This is a genomic window from Paenarthrobacter sp. TA1.8, assembly GCF_048595705.1.
In the GTDB taxonomy this organism is placed as follows: domain Bacteria; phylum Actinomycetota; class Actinomycetes; order Actinomycetales; family Micrococcaceae; genus Arthrobacter; species Arthrobacter nitroguajacolicus.
Genome location: NZ_CP184287.1, coordinates 2,416,482 through 2,436,055 on the forward strand (window position 1 = coordinate 2,416,482; position 19,574 = coordinate 2,436,055).

General features: G+C 62.2%; 18 protein-coding genes. 11 read left to right on the forward strand and 7 right to left on the reverse strand.

What is annotated here, in order from left to right; all coding sequences use genetic code 11:
• Window positions 1-4: 4 nt before the first annotated feature.
• From ACNAOT_RS11125 to tkt, 3 genes are read right to left on the reverse strand one after another with little or no spacing between them, the layout of a single operon-like run.
• A complete protein-coding gene (locus ACNAOT_RS11125; RefSeq protein WP_420181080.1) occupies window positions 5-1,636 on the reverse strand; it encodes a glucose-6-phosphate isomerase in 1,632 nt (543 codons plus the stop codon).
• A 6-nt stretch (window positions 1,637-1,642) separates the two neighbouring features.
• Window positions 1,643-2,761 (reverse strand): transaldolase, encoded by a 1,119-nt coding sequence (tal, locus tag ACNAOT_RS11130; protein ID WP_420181081.1) that lies wholly within the window; start codon window positions 2,759-2,761, stop codon window positions 1,643-1,645.
• A gap of 33 nt (window positions 2,762-2,794) precedes the next feature.
• Entirely contained in the window at window positions 2,795-4,921 is a 2,127-nt protein-coding gene (gene tkt / locus ACNAOT_RS11135) for a transketolase (protein WP_420181082.1), read from the reverse strand.
• 416 nt (window positions 4,922-5,337) lie between these two features.
• On the opposite strand from tkt, the gene ACNAOT_RS11140 reads away from it, so the two are divergent.
• Complete coding sequence (locus tag ACNAOT_RS11140) at window positions 5,338-6,300, forward strand: heme o synthase (protein WP_091470646.1); 963 nt, start codon at window positions 5,338-5,340, stop codon at window positions 6,298-6,300.
• An 84-nt stretch (window positions 6,301-6,384) separates the two neighbouring features.
• On the opposite strand, the gene ACNAOT_RS11145 is transcribed toward ACNAOT_RS11140, so the two are convergent.
• Window positions 6,385-6,933, reverse strand: a complete 549-nt coding sequence (locus ACNAOT_RS11145) for a TOPRIM nucleotidyl transferase/hydrolase domain-containing protein (RefSeq protein ID WP_420181083.1) — start codon at window positions 6,931-6,933, stop codon at window positions 6,385-6,387.
• Window positions 6,934-7,158: 225 nt separating this feature from the next.
• On the opposite strand from ACNAOT_RS11145, the gene ACNAOT_RS11150 reads away from it, so the two are divergent.
• The 4 genes from ACNAOT_RS11150 to ACNAOT_RS11165 are packed head-to-tail and all read left to right on the forward strand — an operon-like array spanning window position 7,159 to window position 11,581.
• Window positions 7,159-7,539 (forward strand): peptidase inhibitor family I36 protein, encoded by a 381-nt coding sequence (locus ACNAOT_RS11150; RefSeq protein WP_420181084.1) that lies wholly within the window; start codon window positions 7,159-7,161, stop codon window positions 7,537-7,539.
• Between the two features lie 25 nt (window positions 7,540-7,564).
• The gene (locus ACNAOT_RS11155) at window positions 7,565-8,452 is read left to right on the forward strand and encodes a hypothetical protein (protein WP_420181085.1); all 888 of its coding nucleotides are present in this window, start codon (window positions 7,565-7,567) and stop codon (window positions 8,450-8,452) included.
• Window positions 8,439-9,623, forward strand: a complete 1,185-nt coding sequence (locus tag ACNAOT_RS11160; protein ID WP_420181086.1) for a hypothetical protein — start codon at window positions 8,439-8,441, stop codon at window positions 9,621-9,623. The genes ACNAOT_RS11155 and ACNAOT_RS11160 overlap by 14 nt, the downstream gene beginning before the upstream one ends.
• A 59-nt stretch (window positions 9,624-9,682) precedes the next feature.
• Window positions 9,683-11,581: an ATP-binding cassette domain-containing protein gene (locus ACNAOT_RS11165; RefSeq protein WP_420181087.1), complete on the forward strand. Its 1,899-nt coding sequence runs from the start codon at window positions 9,683-9,685 to the stop codon at window positions 11,579-11,581.
• 6 nt (window positions 11,582-11,587) lie between these two features.
• Here ACNAOT_RS11165 and ACNAOT_RS11170 read toward each other — a convergent pair whose 3' ends face one another.
• The 3 genes from ACNAOT_RS11170 to ACNAOT_RS11180 are packed head-to-tail and all read right to left on the reverse strand — an operon-like array spanning window position 11,588 to window position 14,307.
• Complete coding sequence (locus ACNAOT_RS11170) at window positions 11,588-12,532, reverse strand: COX15/CtaA family protein (RefSeq protein WP_091470651.1); 945 nt, start codon at window positions 12,530-12,532, stop codon at window positions 11,588-11,590.
• Between the two features lie 48 nt (window positions 12,533-12,580).
• Window positions 12,581-13,345 carry an ABC transporter permease gene (locus ACNAOT_RS11175; protein WP_091470653.1) on the reverse strand — a complete coding sequence of 255 codons (765 nt, stop codon included), beginning with the start codon at window positions 13,343-13,345 and terminating at the stop codon, window positions 12,581-12,583.
• Entirely contained in the window at window positions 13,342-14,307 is a 966-nt protein-coding gene (locus ACNAOT_RS11180) for an ABC transporter ATP-binding protein (protein WP_420181088.1), read from the reverse strand. Before ACNAOT_RS11180 ends, ACNAOT_RS11175 begins: the two co-directional genes overlap by 4 nt.
• A 109-nt stretch (window positions 14,308-14,416) precedes the next feature.
• Here ACNAOT_RS11180 and ACNAOT_RS11185 point away from each other — a divergent pair, with 109 nt between their 5' ends.
• Genes ACNAOT_RS11185 through ACNAOT_RS11210 form a run of 6 tightly spaced genes read left to right on the forward strand, consistent with a single transcriptional unit; the run spans window position 14,417 to window position 19,570 of the window.
• Window positions 14,417-15,238, forward strand: coding sequence for a helix-turn-helix transcriptional regulator (locus tag ACNAOT_RS11185; protein WP_420181089.1), 822 nt, complete (start codon window positions 14,417-14,419; stop codon window positions 15,236-15,238).
• Entirely contained in the window at window positions 15,238-16,701 is a 1,464-nt protein-coding gene (gene sufB / locus ACNAOT_RS11190) for a Fe-S cluster assembly protein SufB (RefSeq protein ID WP_011774792.1), read from the forward strand. Before ACNAOT_RS11185 ends, sufB begins: the two co-directional genes overlap by 1 nt.
• Window positions 16,702-16,703: 2 nt before the next feature.
• Window positions 16,704-18,017, forward strand: coding sequence for a Fe-S cluster assembly protein SufD (gene sufD / locus ACNAOT_RS11195; RefSeq protein ID WP_420181090.1), 1,314 nt, complete (start codon window positions 16,704-16,706; stop codon window positions 18,015-18,017).
• Between the two features lie 21 nt (window positions 18,018-18,038).
• Window positions 18,039-18,395 (forward strand): non-heme iron oxygenase ferredoxin subunit, encoded by a 357-nt coding sequence (locus ACNAOT_RS11200; RefSeq protein WP_091470659.1) that lies wholly within the window; start codon window positions 18,039-18,041, stop codon window positions 18,393-18,395.
• A 43-nt stretch (window positions 18,396-18,438) separates the two neighbouring features.
• A complete protein-coding gene (sufC, locus tag ACNAOT_RS11205) occupies window positions 18,439-19,224 on the forward strand; it encodes a Fe-S cluster assembly ATPase SufC (protein ID WP_014921882.1) in 786 nt (261 codons plus the stop codon).
• A gap of 13 nt (window positions 19,225-19,237) precedes the next feature.
• Complete coding sequence (locus ACNAOT_RS11210) at window positions 19,238-19,570, forward strand: metal-sulfur cluster assembly factor (RefSeq protein ID WP_054808115.1); 333 nt, start codon at window positions 19,238-19,240, stop codon at window positions 19,568-19,570.
• The last annotated feature ends 4 nt before the right edge of the window (window positions 19,571-19,574 follow it).

Genomic DNA, 19,574 nt, shown 5'->3' on the forward strand with positions numbered 1-19,574 from the left:
TGCCTTAGCTTTCGAGTGCGCTAGCCTGGTTGGCCAACGCAGCGACGACTTCCTGGAGTTGGGCTACGCCCGCAGCGCGCTCAGTGAGGTGCAGGCGCAATACCGGGCGGCCATGGCCTTCCAGGACCTGGGCGTCGCCCGAGGCCTGGGCAGCAATGAGCTGACCGAACGTGAAGGGCCGCTCCGGGATCTCAAGATCAGTGGAGGATGCTGCAGTGATCTGGAGGAACACCCCGATGGCCGGTCCACCCTTGTGGAACTGGCCAGTGGAGTGCAGGAACCGCGGGCCCCAACCGAACGTCACCGGACGCCCGCTGACGGCGGCGAGTTCGTCGCGGATGCCTTCAAGCGGTGCATGGGAAATGCGGTCAAGATAGGCCTGAACGCTCAAGTAACCGTCCGTGCCGAGCTGGTCAAGGAGCGCCTGCACGGCTTCGCTTGCCGTCGAGGCGCTACCGAGCCATTCGCCGCCGCGTACTTCCACTGCGCCGTCCGTGAAGGCCGCTGGAGTGGGTTCGGGGCGTGCGTCCAGCAAGCCACGCGCGGCCACCTTGGCGGCCTCGACGTCGGGCTGGTCAAACGGGTTGATGCCCAGCAGGCGACCCGCCACGGCGGTGGCGAACTCCCACACAAACATCTGCGAGGCCAGTCCACCGGCAATGGCAACCTCGTTTTCACGAAGTTCTACGTCCGCATCGGCGTCCACCAGCCGGACCACCAGGATGTCTTCGGCACCGTTCAAGGCTTCCGGGGATTCCGGGCCTGCTACGACCGGCAGCACGCCGGTGCCCAGCTTGCCTGTGGATTCAGCGATAAGCTGTTCGGCCCAGTCGGCGAAACCGACTATGCCTGATCCGTCCTCGGCGATGACGATCTTGTTGCGCAGCGGGGTGGTACCACCGAGGGCGATGCCGAGCGCCAGACCGATGTTGTCAGCTGAGTCCTCGTTGAGGATCTCAGCAGCCTCTTCTGCTTCGTCCAGGAACGCCTGGATGTCCACGCCGGCCAGCCCGCAAGGCACCAAGCCAAATGCGGTCAGCGCCGAGAAACGGCCGCCAACGTTGGGGTCGGCGTTGAACACTGCACGGTAGCCGGCTTCGCGGGAAGACTTATCCAGCGGAGAACCCGGGTCGGTGACAATGATGATCCTGCTCTTGGCGTCGATACCGGCATCATTGAACGCCTTCTCGAACACGCGGCGCTGGGAGTCAGTTTCCACGGTGGAGCCGGACTTGGAAGAAACGACGATGGCTGTTTCCGCCAAGCGGTCCGCCAAGGCCGCACTGACCTGTTCAGGATCAGTGCTGTCCAAAACAGTCAGCTCGACGCCGGCAGTGCCGGCAATGACCTCGGGAGCCAACGAAGACCCACCCATGCCGCACAGGACAATGCGTGAGACACCGTCGGCGCGGAGGGCATCGCGAAGTTCCAGAATGCCTTCGACCAAAGGTTGGGACACGGTGGCAGCCTCTACCCAGCCGAGACGAATCGCCGACTCAGACTCCGCTTCAGGACCCCATAGAGTGTGGTCTTTCGCGAAAATCCGGGTTGCGATCTTTTCCTCGACCAGGCTGTCAATGTGCTGGGCGATGGCCTCTTGGGCAGCACCGCTGGCGTCGTAGCTGATTGTGCTCATGGTGGGTTAGGAAGCCTTCCGTGCGGTGACGAGTGCGCCTTCGACGTCGGCGAGGAGTTCCTTCCAGGAGCCTACGAACTTCTCGAGGCCTTCGGTCTCGAGGAGGGTGACGACGTCGTTGTAGGAGACGCCGAGGGCTTCGAGGGCGTTGAGGGTCTCGTTTGCTTCGTCGTAGGTGCCGGTGATGGTGTCACCGGTAACGACGCCGTGATCGAACGTGGCGTCGAGGGTCTTTTCCGGCATGGTGTTGACCACGCCTGCTGCGACGAGCTCGGTCACGTAGAGGGTGTCCGGGTAGGCCGGGTCCTTCACGCCAGTGGAGGCCCACAGAGGACGCTGGGGGAGCGCGCCGGCCTCGGCCAGCACTGCCCAGCGCTCTGTGGAGAAGAGCTCTTCGTAGACCTGGTACGCGAGGCGTGCGTTCGCGACGCCGGCTTTGCCCTTGAGTGCCTTGGCTTCATCGGTGCCGATGGCGTCAAGGCGCTTGTCGATCTCGGAGTCCACGCGGGACACGAAGAACGAGGCCACTGAGTGGATCTTGGAGAGGTCGTGGCCATTCTCCTTGGCCTGCTCAAGGCCGGACTGGAAAGCGTTGATGACCGCGCGGTAGCGCTCAAGGGAGAAGATCAAGGTCACGTTGACGCTGATGCCCTCGGCCAGCGTAGCCGTGATGGCTTCGAGGCCTTCAATCGTTGCCGGGATCTTGATGTGGACGTTGTCCTTGTTGACCTTGGCGTAGAGGTGCTTGGCCTCGGCGATTGTTCCTGCGGTATCCCAAGCAAGGCGGGGGTCAACCTCGATGGAGACGCGGCCATCCACACCCTTGGTGGCGGCGGCGATGGGAGCGAAGAGATCGCAGGCGTCAGCGACGTCCGTGGTGGTGATTTCGAAGATCGTTTCTTCGACGCTGGCACCGGCCGCGGCCTGCGCTGCGATGGTGGCGTCGTAATCCGTGCCGGCAGTGATGGCGGCGTGGAAGATCGACGGGTTGGTGGTCACACCAACAACGTTCTTCTCTTCGATGAGCTTCTGCAGGGTGCCCGTCTCCAAGCGGTTGCGGGAAAGGTCATCAAGCCAGATGGAGACGCCGGCGTCTGAGAGCTGCTGTGTGGGAGTTGTAGACATGTGTTTTTCTCCTTGTGAGAGGGAAGCAGACTGTTATGCGTTGGAGTCTGCGAGGGAGTCTTTTGCTGCGGCGGCAACAGCTTCGGCAGTGATGCCGAATTCGTTGAAGAGCCGCTTGTAGTCAGCCGAGGCGCCGAAGTGCTCCAGTGAGATGGAACGGCCGGCGTCGCCGACGAATTCGCGCCAACCCAGTGCGAGGCCGGCTTCAACCGAAACACGGGCCTTCACGGAGGCCGGGAGTACGGACTCGCGGTAAGCCTCGTCCTGCTTGTTGAACCATTCAACGCACGGCATGGACACGACACGCGCTGCGATGCCTTCAGCCTGGAGGGCTTCGCGGGCCTGGACTGCGAGCTGGACTTCGGAGCCGGTGCCGATCAGGATGACCTGCGCGTCAACGGTTTCGCCGTCCTTGGAGGCCTCAGCCAGGACGTAACCGCCCTTGGCCACACCAGCGGTGGAACCGAACGTGTCGCCGCTTGCTTCACCTTCGCCGCGGGCGTAGGTGGGGATGTTCTGTCGGGTCAGGACAATGCCCGCCGGGTTCTCGTGGTTCTCCAGCATGACCTTCCATGCCGCGGCGACCTCGTTCGCGTCGCCGGGACGGACAACATCCAGGCCCGGGATGGCACGCAGGGAGGCGAGCTGTTCCACCGGCTGGTGGGTGGGGCCGTCTTCGCCCAGGCCGATGGAGTCGTGTGTCCATACGTACAGGGACGGGACACCCATCAGCGCGCCGAGGCGGATGGCCGGGCGCTGGTAGTCGCTGAAGATCAGGAACGTGCCGGAGAATGCGCGGGTGCGGCCGTGGAGGGAAATACCGTTCACGATCGACGCGGCAGCGTGCTCACGGATACCGAAGTGCAGCACACGACCGTACGGGTTGCCCTTCCAGGCGTCCGTTGAGCGGGACGTCGGGATGAACGACGGCGAGCCTTCAATGGTGGTGTTGTTGGACTCCGCGAGGTCGGCCGAGCCGCCCCACAGCTCCGGAAGTACCGGTCCGATGGCGTTCAGGACCTTGCCCGAGGCTGCACGGGTGGAAACATCCTTGCCTGCTTCGAACACGGGGAGGGCAGAGTCGATGCCAACGGGGAGCTTCTTGGCTTCGACGCGTTCCAGCAGGGCAGCGGCGTCCGGGTTGGCGGACTGCCATGCCTCGAACGAGCTCTGCCAGGCAGCGCGGGACTCAGCGCCGCGGTCCAGGACCTTGCGGGCGTGTGCCAGAACTTCTTCGTCAACGTCAAAGGAGTTGGCCGGATCGAAGCCGAGTACGGTCTTCAGTGCTGCGACTTCCTCGGCGCCCAGGGCGGAGCCGTGGATCTTGCCGGTGTTCTGCTTCTTCGGTGCCGGGTATCCGATGATGGTGCGCAGCGAGATGATGGACGGCTTGTTCGTCTCAGCCTTGGCAGCGAGCAGGGCTGCGTAGAGTTCCTGGACGTCTTCGACGTAGTCGCCGGTCTTGGTCCAGTCAACGCGCTGGGTGTGCCAGCCGTAGGCCTCGTAGCGCTTGAGGACGTCCTCGGTGAAGGCGATGTCGGTGTCATCTTCGATGGAGATATGGTTCTCGTCGTAGATCACTACGAGGTTGCCCAGTTCCTGGTGGCCGGCGAGCGAGGAAGCCTCGGACGTTACGCCCTCCTGGAGGTCACCGTCGGAAGCGATGACCCAGATGGTGTGGTCGAACGGCGATTCGCCGGCGGGAGCATCGGCGTCGAACAGGCCACGTTGGCGACGCTGGGAGTAAGCGAAACCAACAGCCGAGGCCAGGCCCTGGCCCAGCGGGCCGGTGGTGATTTCCACACCGGCGGTGTGCTTGTACTCCGGGTGGCCCGGGGTCAGCGAACCCCAGGTACGCAGTGCCTCGAGGTCCTTCAGTTCCAGGCCGTAACCGGAGAGGAACAACTGGATGTAAAGGGTCAGCGAAGTGTGGCCGGGGGACAGGACGAACCGGTCGCGGCCGAGCCAGTCCGGGTTCTTCGGGTCATGACGCATCAGCTTCTGGAACAGCAGGTACGCTGCCGGAGCCAAGCTCATCGCCGTACCAGGGTGGCCATTGCCGACCTTCTCCACGGCGTCAGCGGCCAACACACGAACGGTGTCAACAGCCTTCTTGTCCAGATCGGTCCATGACAGTTCTTGCTCTTCCAAATGTGGCACGAAAACCGAGCCCCTCTCTGTGCTGACGGCAGGCGTATGGACACGGCACGCAGGAAGCACAGGATGGCGCCCGCTGCAATGTGTCTACCAGCCGTTCACCATTGAAACGTTGATCTCTCATCCAGACGCACGAATATCCAAGAATACGGTTTCCCGGATCGTCAACGTGTGCTGATCTGCTCAACAGCTTAGCCCTAAACGTGTCATGGAACTCAGGGAATCCCACTAACTGGACAGAATTTCCCTTATATGAATCACTATGGCCCGGCGGAGGAGTGAAGATTCGGAAACATTGGCGTATTTTGCGGACATCGGGCCGCTTTCCGCCACGGTATGATATTTGGAGGCCAGCAGCGGTTCATGCGCCCGGTTTGAGGGACGGCAGCCGCTGCGAGAACCCCAGAGCATAGAACAGAGTGACTGCCGCCGTGAGCACAACTGATACGCCCCTTAACGCGTCCCCGGCACGGGGAAGCATCGGAATGTCCCGTAAGTTCAAGGCGTATCTGGCTCTGACGAAGCCCCGTGTCATTGAGTTGCTCTTGGTCAGCACGCTTCCCACCATGATCTTTGCGCAGCGCGGCTTCCCGTCCATCGGCCTGATCCTTGCCACTCTCGTTGGTGGCGCGTTCGCTGCGGGCAGCGCCGGCGTCTTCAACTGCTACATCGACCGCGACATCGACAAATTGATGCACCGCACGGAGAAACGTCCGCTGGTCACCGGTGAAGTGACTCCCCGCGAAGCTCTGATCTTCGCTTGGATCCTTGGTGCCGCCTCCATCGCAATCCTGTGGTTTGGCGCCAACCCGCTGTCTGCTTGGTTGGGCCTCGGTGCAATCGTCTTCTACGTGGTGATCTACACCATGATCCTCAAACGCCGCACTGCCCAGAACATCGTCTGGGGCGGCGCTGCCGGTTGCTTCCCGGTGCTCATCGCCTGGGCGGCCGTCACCAACACTGTCGAATGGCCCGCCATCGTGCTCTTCATGGTGATTTTCCTCTGGACGCCTCCTCACTACTGGCCGCTGTCCATGCGTTACGGCGAGGACTACCGCAACGCCAAGGTTCCCATGCTCGGCGCCATTGCCGGCGCGAAGGTGGTCTCCGTACAGGTAGTTCTTTACGCGTGGGCCATGGTTGCCTGCTCGCTGCTGATGATCCCGGTGGGCGGGGCCGGGTGGGTCTACACGATCGTGGCTGTTGCTGCCGGAGCCTGGTTCCTCTACGAGAGCCACGCATTGTACAAGCGTGCGCAGGGTGGCGACGTTTCCAACAAGGGGGCCATGAAGGTGTTCCATGGCTCCATCAGCTACCTGACGTTGCTCTTCATCGCGCTGGCCGTTGATCCGTTCATCGGCTCAGCGATCGTCGGCGGCTAGCCCACCAACGCTCTCTCACGTCCCACTGGCTTGAGGCCAACGCTCTCTCAAGTCCCACTGGCTTGAGGCCAAGGCCCGCTCACATCACGACTCGAAAGATGCAACCAGTCGAGCCAGCGGAGGAGGCGCCTGTCCTTCCGGTAGCGCGTTGACAAGCAGAGGCGCGTATCGGATCTTATTCCCGCTGCGCCCCCCGAAGAACCGCCGTAACTGCCCTTCCACAGACCGGTCCCGCAACGAGGGCTGGCGTTGAAGGAGCTCAAAGGACGCGAGCTCCCCTTGGTCCGCGATGACGTCGAGCACGGCATCCACGCCAAGGCACCGGATGAGTTCATCCTCCAAATCGGCGTTACAGACCTGGAAGCCATGGTCTTCCAGCGGGCCTGCCCCCATGCCAGCCCGCATGAGGGCACGGCCAATGCCCACGGCCTCGCCGAAATCGCAGAGACCCAACAATCGGTGGCCCGCCCCATGCGGGCCATAGCGGTCGAGGAAGCGCACGATGCTCGTGGCGCCATTCATGGGCACAACCGAAACGCGTTCCATCCTTAGGTCGTGGCCAAGCCTTTTAGCCAGCATTTCCACTGCCAGCCGGTCGCTCTCGCCCTCCACCAACACAGTCGTCTCCAGCACATGACCAGTATGGCGGACAAGGGTGGCAACTCCTTTAACCAGCGCAAACCAAGAGATCAACACCTAGAAGCCGCATTGCAGCACCTAGTTTGGACCCCCTGAACACTTATCTTTTGCCTGAACGCCACCTAGATCCTCGAAAAGCAGCCTAGGTGGTGCTCAAGGCTACTTACCGTTCGAGATGGAACAGAGTTGTTCCACTTCACACGAGCATTGGGGATTCTCATGAAAAACATCCTGCGCACCGCCGGGGTGCTTGCAGTTGTTTCAGCCTCTGTATTGACCGGGGTATCTGCAGCCCAGGCCGCACCGGCGTGCTCCACCGCACGAGTATGCCTATACGACAACTACTGGTTCACGGGGACCTCCAGGTCCTTTGGCTGGGTCACGTACAACGTGGGCGTGGACGCCAATGATAAGGGGAGTTCCTTAGTAGTTGGACCTGCCGCAGATCCAGCTTCGCCTTATGTCTATTTCTATGTTGACAGCAATTTTGTTGGCCACAATGTGGTTTTTCGGGCCGGCAATGCCTCAAATGATCTGCGCGGACTCTACATGACGTCCACCCGGAACTGGGACGACGAAATCACGAGCGTCTGGGGCTAGTCTCTTGGCGTTCAAGATCCAAAGGATGCCGTCCGCGGCAGTTGGCGCGCTGGCGATGCTGGTTGCTATCGCCGGCACGTCGTGCTCCAGCGAACCCGCCCGTCCGTCGGAACCCGGGCCCACCCTCAGTTTGCCTGCGATTGATCGGAGCGCCGGAGCGAACGCGCGGGCCTCCCTCAATGAGATGACCGGAGAGATTGTGCTGCCCATGAGCGCCTACTGGTACTCCGACAGGGAAAACGTCATGGTCAATTCGGCGGTCGCGTTTCTCATTTTCGACTGCGTTGAAGAAGCTGGATTCACTGTGGCTCCTTGGGGAGGCGGCGGCAAGGCACTTCAGGACAGCAGGTATGGTCAGTGGTCACGTGCCTTGGCCGCAAAGAATGGTGCCCTACCGGAAATCCGGAAGATTCCTGGTGTGATGGAGGAGCAGCCGGAGCGCCCGGCACTTAGCTCCAAGCAACAAGAAGCGGAATCCCAGTGCACCAAGTCTGTAGGGCGCGCTGGCTTACCTGAACTTCTGGAGGGACTTGTCGGCGATACGTCCATCCAGAACCAGATCTCCGACATCGCGGTGGGGCTGACAGAGCGTGACCCGGAGTTCGTTGCCTTCCGCCAGGGCTGGGAAGACTGCTTGGCAGGAAGAGGCCTGAAGCTCACTGAAGCAGGTTCCTGGAACCTGCAATCAACAGGGTTAAAAGAAGACGAAATCCGAGTTGCCCTGCTGGCTCTTGACTGCAAGGACGCGGGCGGCGGTGCCAGGAAACCCTATGACATCCTTGCTCAGTACCAAGCAGCACAGATGAAGGACCATCAGGCTGAGCTCAACGCCTTGGCAGAAGAGAAGGCGGCCGCCGTTGAACGAGCCAGGCAGATACTGAGGGACCACGGTGTGGCTGATGCACGACTCTGAGGTGATCCCGGCGGGTCGTGCCATGAGGCGCGTTCCCCGGTGGTGGCTCATTCCAGCGCTGCTGGTGATGGTGTTGGCAGGCCTGGGCGCCGCCTACTGGACTGGTGCCAGCAGCGTTGCCAGCGCAGGGCCCTCGTCGTCAACGCCCGCGGTAATCCCTGTTTCGGCAACCGTGGAGCGTCGCGCCGTCATCAAACAGGTGGTGCTCTCCGGCAAAGTCGTGGCAGGTGCACAACACGCGATCAAAGCGAGTTCCACTGAAGGTATTGACAGGCTGGTTTTGACGGCAGCGGCTAAAACGGTGGGAAGCGTGGTGGTTCCAGGTGAACTGCTGGCCGCTGTGTCCGGGAGGCCGTTACTCGTACTCCCCAGCGGTGTGCCCCTGTACCGCGATATCGAACTGGGTGATTCGGGCCCCGACGTCGCGGCGTTGCACGGCGCATTGGCTGGCTTTGGCTACGCCGTTTCTTCGGCGGATACCTTCGAAACCGGCACGCAACGCGCCTTGATCGACTGGTACAAGGCAGCCGGTTACGAAGCCCCAACCTCAACACCTTCGCCGAAAGCGACTAAACCAGGGGACGTGGACTCCCACCCCCTTTCGACCAAGCAGGCCCCCGACGCGGTGGTTTTTCGGTGGAAGGAATTCGTTCAAGTTCCCGGAGACACGGGGACAATCGCCGCCATGGCCGGCAACGGATCGGTTCTCGGTGAGGATGGCATCGTTGCCCAGGTAAAGATTGCTGACGACTCCATTGTTGCCCGGGCGGACGTTGTCCAGTCCGAGAGTTTTCCCGTGGGTGGGGCCGTTACTGTTCGCGCCGGCTCCGCAGTCCTCGAAACCAAGGTAGGGCTTGTCAGCCACTTTTTGGAGGGTGACCAAAGCAAGAACGAAATCCCCGGAAAGGACATCACGTTTGCCGTGCCACCCGGAACGCAAGGATTCGCCGCGGACCAGTCCGTGACTGTAACTGCTGGCAGCGCCGCCGCGGAGTCCTTGGCCGTACCCCTGATCGCGGTTCGCCAGGAGGAAGGTGTCCCTTACGTGCTGCTGGAAAAGAACGGTGAGCCGCGGCGGGTGAACGTAAAGGTCATGGCACAGGCGGACGGGTGGGCGGCCATTGCCGACGTGGACGGGTTGGCTCCAGGCGACGAGGTCAAGTTGCAATGACTTCACACTGGCATGTCCCGGAAGCGACCGATCCGCCACCACACCGTCCGATACTTAGCATGCGGGACGTCCGGCGAGACTTTTCCGGCGCGCCCGCCCTGGCCGGTTTGCGCCTCGACATCCATCAGGGCGAGTTCGTGGCTATCGTTGGCCCCTCCGGCTCGGGAAAGTCGACGCTTCTCAACGTCCTCGGCCTTTTGGACACAGCTTCGGCAGGAACGTACTTGGTGCAGGGTACGGACGTGTCGGGCCTCAGCGAGCGACAGAGAGCCGAGCTGCGCGCCAGTCTCTTCGGTTTCGTCTTCCAGGACTCGCACATGGTGGGACGCGATGCTGCCGCGCGCAATGCCGTCCTCGGACTGCGTGCAAGGGGGATTGCCCTGTCCGTCCAAAAGCGACTAGTGATGCCCGCACTTCACAAGTTTGGCCTTGCGCATAAGGCGGCCACCCCCGCTTCCTTGCTCTCCGGCGGCGAACGACAGCGGCTGGCAATTGCACGTGCCGTCATCGGAGCCCCGGGAATCGTGCTCGCTGATGAACCGACAGGCAGCCTGGACACCGTCAATGGCGGGCTGGTCCTGGTCCATCTCCGCGAGCTTCACGCCACAGGAACCACCGTCGTCCTGGTCACCCATGACCCAGGCATCGCTGCTGCTGCTGATCGGGTCATCACAATGCGGGACGGGCTGATCGTGGGTGACACCGGCTCCGCTACGGTCCACAGCGACGCGCCAGTAACACCAGGCGACAGTTCCGCTTCCTATCACCTTGCCCGGCCCATCCACCATGAAGCTGCAGACGTGGTTGCGGATGCGTTGTCTGCGCTGACGGTCCGCCCGGCCAAGGCCCTTCTGCTGGTACTGGCATTCCTGCTGGGGAGCGGCGGGCTTGTAGCCGCCATGGGGCTGAGCGAGAGTGCAGCCGTCAAGGTGTCCGCAAGGATCGACGCAGCCGCCAGCGACGAAGTGCGGGCTACGCGTGAGGGCGGATACGCCTCGTGGGACGCCGTGACAGAGGATCTTCAGCGGTCAAAGGAGCTCTCCAGCGTCCTCGAAGCCGGAGTTCTTGCTGAGCTATCGGCGTCGATAGTCCAGCCCTCGTCCTTCCGCCCTGGGTCCTATCCCGAACAGCCTGTCTTCACCGGAGCTGTCCGGGTGGCTGATTCGGCCTATCTCCGACTCCAAGGGGCCACCATTTCCTTCGGCGATGCCAGCCTGCTTGATCAATCTTTCGGTGGCCCGGTCGCGGTCCTTGGTCAGGATGCCGCCATCCAACTGGGTATCGCAAGGCCAGGTCCCGGCGTTGTCATCTGGCTGTATGGTGAGCCGGTTCCGGTGGTGGGCATCATCGAGAATCCGGGGAGGGATCCGATGCTTCCAGGGTCGGTGGTAGTGGGAGTCGGTTCATATCCCGTGACCAGCAGAGTCGCAGCCAGCCTGGTCTTACGGACAGATCCGGGCATGCCGGCGGCCATCGCGGAGGCGCTGCCTAAGAAGCTGAGTCCCGCTGAGACAGGCGCCGTGACGGTGCAGACCGTGGCCGACCTACGGGACCTCAAGCACGGGATTGACGCTGATCTGGGGAGGCTGGTGGGCATTGTCTCCATTGTGCTCCTGGCCATCGCCTGTTTGAGTGCCGGAACCACGATGTACCTCGGTGTCCTGGCCCGGTCGAGCGAAATAGCCCTTCGACTGGCACTGGGCATGCGGAGGGGACCACTGGCCGGGATGTTCCTGCTGGAAGGCGCGGTGGTGGGAGTGTTAGGCGGCACTGCCGGAGCGGCAGTGGGCATGGGGGCAGTCCTGTTATACGCGTCCACTGAAGGTTGGGCGGCCGTGATCCCTTGGTATGCAGCGCTGTGGGGAATCGGAGCCGGGCTGGCCAGCGGAACTCTGTCCGCGCTGTACCCGGCCCTGGTGGCTTCGCGATCCAACCCCGCCCGGCTCATCCGGGCATAGAAAAAGCTAGTTGGCGGGGCTGTGTTTCGCCAGGTCGGCGGCGTTGGTGGCCGCGCTCATCAGCACGGCTGCGCCGAACATGTGTGCACCAACCAGGAGAGCTGGGATTCCGTTGTAGTACTGGGTGAAGCCGATGACAGCCTGCAGCAATGTGACACCCAGCAGAAGATACGACGCCGATCGGAACGGACCGCCGATCTTGTGCCGGATCACCAGGTACACCGCGAAGAGCGTTCCGGCAGTGATGAGGTACGCAGGGACCGCGTGGATGTGCGAGAAGAGGTCCCAGTCGAGGTCGTTGCGGGGAGCGTCTGCATCTCCGGCGTGGGGCCCGGCTCCTGTAACTACGACTCCCAGCATGACAGAGAGCGCGGAGAAAACTGCGACAGCAAGCATCACGGGGCGAGCAAGCGGGGGGAGGTCCGGGAGGGTGCGGTTCATGAAGCGGCCGGTCCGCCCGTAAGCCCGGTTGACCAGCAGCGTGGCAAAAACCACCAAGGCCATGGACACGAGGAAGTGCAGGCCAACAACCCAGGGGTTGAGGCCGGACAGTACGGTGATTCCACCGATCACTGCCTGTGCCGGGATGCTGGCAAGGAGTCCCAATGCAAGCATGAAGAGGTCGCGGCGTTCCTTGCGGAGGTTCCACAAGTACACCAACATCATGGCGGCCACTGCGGCGAGGGCGAAGGTGAGCAGGCGGTTGCCGAATTCAATGAACCCGTGAATGCCCATCTCCGGCGTGTTAACCAACGAATCGCTGGTGCAGCGCGGCCATGTCGGGCAACCCAGGCCGGAAGCTGTGAGTCGTACGGCACCACCGGTTACCACCAGAACGGTCTGCCCAATGAGCGACAACAATGCCAGGCGGCGCACGGCCTTGTTGACCTCGGTTGGCAACTTGGAGGTCAATCGCTGGACGGTTTTTGGTAGGCGCGATGCCGTGCTCACAGTTTTCTCACTTCTCAGTTCTGCGTTGGTGGTTGGTGCCTGGACGGGTTAGTTCCATTTGAACCAGCGGATGGCCGCGGCGCCGGCCAGTACGGTCCACAGGAGGAGGACTGCTACGGCGGGGAAGGGGACAGCGCCCAACAGGAAGGCGTCCCGAAGTGCTTGGCCCAGGGCCCCGGAGGGAAGGAATTGAACGATCCCCTGAAGCAACGACGGCAATCGCTCAGCAGGCACCACAATGCCGCCCAATGCCCCGAGGAGGATCCACAGCAGGTTGGTAATCGCCAGGGTAGCTTCCGGCCGCACGGTGCCCGCCACCAGCAAGCCCAAGGCGGTGAAGGCAGCAGCGCCAAGAACCAGAAGCCCCGCGCCGGGAAGCCAGGCCTCGAGCCGAGGTTGCCATCCCAGCAGTCCGGCAACAGCACCGACTACCAGTACTTGAAGGAACAGGACCACCAGCACGGCTAGAATCTTGCCCGCGATGAGCCCGCCCCTGCCAAGGGGAGTAGTGGACAGGAAGCGGAGTACTCCGTAGCGGCGATCAAAACCGGTGGCGATGCCCTGGCCGGTGAAAGCCGTGGACATGGCGCACAGCGCCAGAATCCCGGGCGTGGCCACGTCCACGCGGGAACCGCCGAGGCCGTCAAGTAGCGGGGTAACAACCAAGCCCACGAGGGCCATCAGGGGCAGGACGACAGCGAGGATGAGTTGCTCACCGTTCCGCAGCATGGTGATGGTTTCGTAGCGGCCCTGCTGCATGATCCTGCGCGGCAGGGATGCCGGTCCGGCGTTGGGGGAGAGGAGCTTGCTCATCGGAGGTCCCTTCCGGAAATGTCCAGGAACACGTCTTCCAGGCTACGTGCTTCCAACCGCAGCGAGGCGGGCATGATGTTCCGTTCGGCCCACCATGCCGTCAATGATGCAAGGTCCTTGGGCGTGATGGCACCGGTGATTGAGTAACTCCCGGAGCGGGTTTCGGTGATCTGCAGGCCCGCACCGACAGCACCGTTGAAATTTAGTCCTCCGGGGGCATCGAAGTAGAGCGTCCGATCCGTGATGGCCGAGTCTGCGGCGTGATCGTGCCGGAGCAGCTCGGCTACCGTTCCCTCCACCACGTTGTGACCGCCGTCGATGATGTATACGTAGTCGGCCAGGCGCTCAGCGTCATCCATCAGGTGCGTTGTCAGCACGATGCCCATCCCGGCGTCCCTCAGTTCGGCAATGAGCTCGAAAACCATTTGCCGCGACTGCGGATCCAGCCCTGCGCTGGGTTCGTCGAGAAACAGGATTTCAGGATTGCCCACGAGGGCGGCCGCTAGTGCCAGCCGCTGCTTCTGGCCCCCGGAAAGACGGCGCACGCTGGTCCTGCTGAACTGGCTGATTCCCAGCCGTTCCACCAGGGCGTCAACGTTCATGGGCTTTTGGTACATGCCAGCGACGTGCCGCAACAGCGGGATGGGACGGGCCGACGGCGGGAGGCCGCCGTCCTGGAGCATCACACCTACACGGGACCTCAGGTCGGCACCTGCCGTGTCGGGGTCCGCTCCCAGCAGGGAAATACGTCCACTCGTCCGCTTTTGCAGGCCTTGGGCGCACTCCAGGGTGGTGGTTTTACCAGCGCCGTTCGCCCCCAACAGGGCGGTTACCTGGCCGCGTTCGGCCACAAGGGACAGCCCACTGACCACCCTGAGCATTTTGCCGTCAAGGGAGGCCAGGGGGCCTACATCCTTAATGAGTCCATCTATAGTGAGGACAGGGGAATCGGGGGATCGCACCAGAGTATTCTACGGGAAGTAGTACGGTCACACTTGGCGGCTGGCTAAGGTCAGTCTTGCCTTACTGGATGCATGAAACAAATTACGACATGATTGTGTTGTGTATTCCATGAGCAGTCCAACTTCCATGCCCGCAACGCGGCATGCTGCAGCGGCAGAAGCCATCGGTGCTTCTCCTGTGCTGCCGGACGCGGATGACCGTACACGGGACCGGGTCCTGAGCGCTGTACTGGAGAACGGTCCGGTAAGTGCCGCGGAGCTGGGCGACCTTCTGGGCTTCACACCCGCTGCAGTTCGACGTCACCTTGACCATCTGGAACGCAGCGGAGTTATCGAAGTTAAACGAGTAGCCAAAGCCGGTTCCGGCGCAGGCCGCCCGGCGCGCCGCTACGTCCTGAGCTCACAGGGGCAGTCCAAGCTCGGCGACGACTACCTGAATATTGCCAGCTCCGCGCTAAGGCGCCTTCAGGAACTTGCCGGCGAGGACGCAGTCCGGGAGTACGCGGAGGAACGCTTCTCGGACATGGAACGCCGCTACGCCCCCGAAGTGGAAGCCGCCGGTGATGACATCACGGCCCGCGCCATGGCACTGTCAAAGGCCCTCAGTCGTGATGGCTTTGTTGCCTCAGCCCACTCCATCGAAGCCAAGGCGCCACTGCCGGCAGCGTTGTCCAGTGTCCAGCTTTGCCAAGGCCACTGCCCGATTCAGCGGCTTGCCGCAGAGTTTCCCGTGTTCTGCGACACGGAGACCAAGGTCTTCTCGCGCTTGGTGGGTGTCGATGTCCGGCGCCTCTCCACGCTCGCGCAGGGCGGACACGTCTGCACCACCCACATACCTACCGGGCGCCCGGCTGCCACGGCATCCCCAGATGTCGCAGAGCAGCCCGGGAACCCGTACCAGGAATCAAACAACCAGCAAGAAAGGCCGTGATGACGGACCAAATAGCAGAGAAAGCGGTAGCTGACGGCACTGTGATCTCGGAGATTCTGGAGAAGAATCCCGAACTGCACGGTATCGGAAACTACGAGTACGGCTGGGCCGACAAGAACGACGTAGGCGCCAACGCCCGTCGTGGCCTCAACGAGGAGGTCGTCCGCGACATTTCCTCGAAGAAGAACGAGCCCGAATGGATGCTCGATCTGCGGCTCAAGGGCCTTAAGTACTTCGACCGCAAGCCCATGCCTACCTGGGGTGCAGACCTCTCGGGCATCGACTTCGACAACATCAAGTACTTCGTGCGCTCCACCGAGAAGCAGGCGGCAACGTGGGAAGACCTTCCGGAAGACATCCGGAACACCTACGAAAAGCTCGGCATCCCGGAAGCTGAGCGCAGCCGCCTGGTTTCCGGCGTCGCAGCCCAGTATGAGTCCGAGGTCGTCTACCACCAGATCCGCGAGGACCTGGAAGCCCAGGGCGTCATCTTCCTGGACACTGACACCGCCCTGCGGGAGCACCCGGAGATCTTCCAGGAGTACTTCGGCACCATCATCCCGGTGGGCGACAACAAGTTCGCGTCACTGAACACGGCCGTATGGTCCGGCGGATCCTTCGTGTACGTGCCCAAGGGCGTGCACGTTGACATCCCCCTCCAGGCATACTTCCGTATCAACACGGAAAACATGGGCCAGTTCGAGCGCACGCTGATCATCGCCGATGAGGACTCCTACGTTCACTACATCGAAGGCTGCACGGCTCCGATCTACACCTCGGACTCGCTGCACTCGGCTGTTGTGGAGATCATCGTGAAGAAGGGCGCCCGCGTCCGCTACACCACCATCCAGAACTGGTCCACCAACGTGTACAACCTGGTTACCAAGCGCGCCATCTGCGAAGAGGGCGCCACCATGGAGTGGATCGATGGCAATATCGGTTCCAAGGTGACCATGAAGTACCCGGCCGTCTACCTCGTTGGCGAGCACGCCAAGGGCGAGACGCTGTCCATCGCTTTCGCCGGCGAGGGCCAGCACCAGGACACCGGCTCCAAGATGGTCCACATCGCACCGAACACCAAGAGCTCCATCATTTCCAAGTCCGTGGCCCGCGGCGGCGGACGCGCTGCGTACCGCGGCCTGGTACAGGTCCGTGAAGGCGCCAAGCACTCGGCCAACACCGTTCGTTGTGACGCCCTCCTGGTGGACACCATTTCCCGTTCGGACACGTACCCGTACATCGACATCCGCGAGGATGACGTTGTGATGGGCCACGAGGCCACAGTTTCACGCGTCAGCGAAGAGCAGCTCTTCTATCTGATGTCCCGCGGCATGCCTGAGGACGAGGCCATGGCCATGATCGTGCGCGGCTTCATCGAGCCGATCGCGCGTGAATTGCCCATGGAATACGCTCTTGAGCTGAACCGCCTGATTGAACTGCAGATGGAAGGGTCCGTCGGTTAACAATGACTGATATCACTACTGAAAAGGCGCGCATCGGCGCGCCCTCGGCCCAGCCGTTTATCAACGGCTTCACCGAGGAAGGCGAGAACCTTTCGCCCGTCAACACCGGAACGAACACGAGTACGACGTCGGAGCAGCCTTCCGCTGGTCCGCTCGCCGGTGCTTCGGCCAAGAGCCACTCGCATGGTGGCGGCGTAGGGATTCCGGACAGCTCCCGTGCGGGTCGTCTCACCTCTTACAAGATGGCGGACTTCAAGCCGCTTAACGGCCTCGAGGAAGACTGGCGGTTCACGCCGCTGAAGCGCCTCCGTGGCCTCCACACCGAAGTCCTCAATGGCGCAGCTCCGGCTGTGAGCGTCACTGCACCGGCCGGCGTCGTTGTTGAAACCGTTGGCCGCGATGACAAGCGCATTGGCCAGGCGGCCATCCCGGAGGACCTCGTGTCTGCCAACGCGTGGGAGAACTTCGCCGAGGCCACTGTCGTCACGGTGCCCGCCGAGCTGCAGGCCGAGAGTGAAGTTTCTGTCCTGATTACCGGCGCTGGGGAGGCACCGTCTGCCCAGCACATCGTGATTGTGGCAGAACGCTTCTCCAAGGCCGTTGTGGTTCTGGACCACCAGGGTTCCGCAGTTGTGTCCGAGAACGTGGAAATCATCGTTGAAGACGGCGCTGAACTGACCGTTGTGTCCTTGCAGGAATGGGCGGATAACGCTGTCCACGCGTCATCGCAGCAGGCAAAGATCGGCCGCGATGCCAAGTTCAAGCACATCGTGGTCAGCCTTGGCGGCGACCTCGTGCGCGTTACGCCGTCCACGCGCTTCACCGCGCCGGGTGCCGACGTCGAAATGTTCGGCCTGTACTTCGCAGACGCCGGACAGCACCTTGAGCAGCGGCTGTTCGTTGACCACGCGGTGGCCAACTGCAAGTCGCGCGTGCTCTACAAGGGCGCCCTTCAGGGCCGCAACGCCCACAGCGTATGGGTCGGCGACGTCCTGATCCGCAAGGAAGCCGAAGGCACGGATACTTACGAGGCCAACCGTAACCTGGTCCTCACCGATGGTGCCCGCGCGGACTCAGTTCCGAACCTCGAAATCGAAACCGGTTTGATTGAAGGTGCAGGCCACGCCAGCGCCACCGGCCGTTTTGATGACGAGCACCTGTTCTACCTCATGGCCCGTGGCATTCCGGAAAAGGTTGCACGCCGCCTGGTGGTCCGAGGCTTCCTCAACGAGATCATCCAGCAGATCAAGGTCCCGGCAATCGAAGAGCGCCTGACCGCAGCTGTTGAGCGCGAACTCGCCGCGACCGACAACTAAGACAGGCCAGGCAGAACAACAATGAGTGAAGAAACCAAGGGCGAACTGGTATGCAACGCCAATGACATCCAGGTCAAGCAAGCGCTGCGCGTCCTGATTGATGACTACCCCGTAGCCATCGTCAGGGACTCGATGGGCGACATCCACGCCATCGCCGATACCTGCTCGCACGCGGACATCTCGTTGTCCGAAGGTGAGGTTGAAGGCTGCGCGATTGAATGCTGGGGACATGGTTCCCAGTTCGACCTCCGCAGCGGACAGCCCCTCCAGCTGCCTGCTTACGACCCCGTCCCCGTTTTCGCCGTCACCATCGACGGAGACGACGTTTACGTGGACGTGACCAACGTTGTGAACGGCGCCTCGGTAGATCACTACTGAGCGCCCAGTACCGCCAGACTTACGAACGGAAAGAAAGAAGAGCATGTCAACTCTTGAAATCAAGGACCTGCACGTCAGCATCGAGACGGAGCAGGGCACCAAGGAGATCCTGAAGGGCGTCAGCCTCACCATCAAGACCGGTGAAACGCACGCCATCATGGGCCCCAACGGCTCTGGCAAGTCCACGCTTGCCTCCACCATCGCCGGCCACCCGCGCTACAACGTCACCAGCGGCACCATCACGCTGGATGGCGAAGACGTGCTGGAAATGAGCGTCGACGAGCGCGCCCGTGCAGGCGTCTTCCTGGCCATGCAGTACCCGGTAGAGGTTCCCGGCGTCACCATGACCAACTTCCTGCGGACCGCCAAAACGGCGATCGACGGCGAAGCACCGGCCCTTCGCACGTGGACCAAGGACGTCAAGGCAGCTATGCAGCAGCTCCGTATCGACGCCGACTTCGCACAGCGCAACGTCAACGAAGGCTTCTCCGGTGGTGAGAAGAAGCGCGTTGAAATCCTTCAGCTCGAACTCTTCAAGCCGAAGTTCGCCATCCTTGATGAGACCGACTCCGGCCTGGACGTCGACGCTTTGAAGGTTGTCTCCGAGGGCGTCAACCGCGCGCACGAAGAGGGCAACATGGGCACCCTGCTCATCACCCACTACACCCGTATCCTGCGCTACATCAAGCCGGACTTCGTTCACGTGTTCGTTGACGGCAAGGTTGTTGAAGAGGGCGGACCCGAGCTCGCGGACCGCCTTGAGGATGAGGGCTACGACCGCTATGCTCCAGGCGCGGGCGTTGCCGTTGCTCCTGCTGTGCAGGCCTAGTTAGGATCGTTCCATGACCGAAATCAACACGGCGCGAACCAGTCTCGAGGACGTCGAAGAAGCGCTCAAGGACGTTATTGACCCGGAACTCGGAGTCAACATTGTGGACCTGGGCCTTCTCTACGGGCTCAAGTACTCCGACGAAGACGGCGCACTCCTGATCGACATGACACTGACCACGGCGGCTTGCCCGCTGACGGACGTGCTTGAAGAGCAGGTGGGCAAGTCCCTCGACGGCGTGGTTGATGATTGGCGCCTGAACTGGGTATGGATGCCGCCATGGGGTCCCGAGCGGATCACCGACGACGGCAAGGACCAGATGCGGGCCCTCGGCTTCAACATCTGATCAG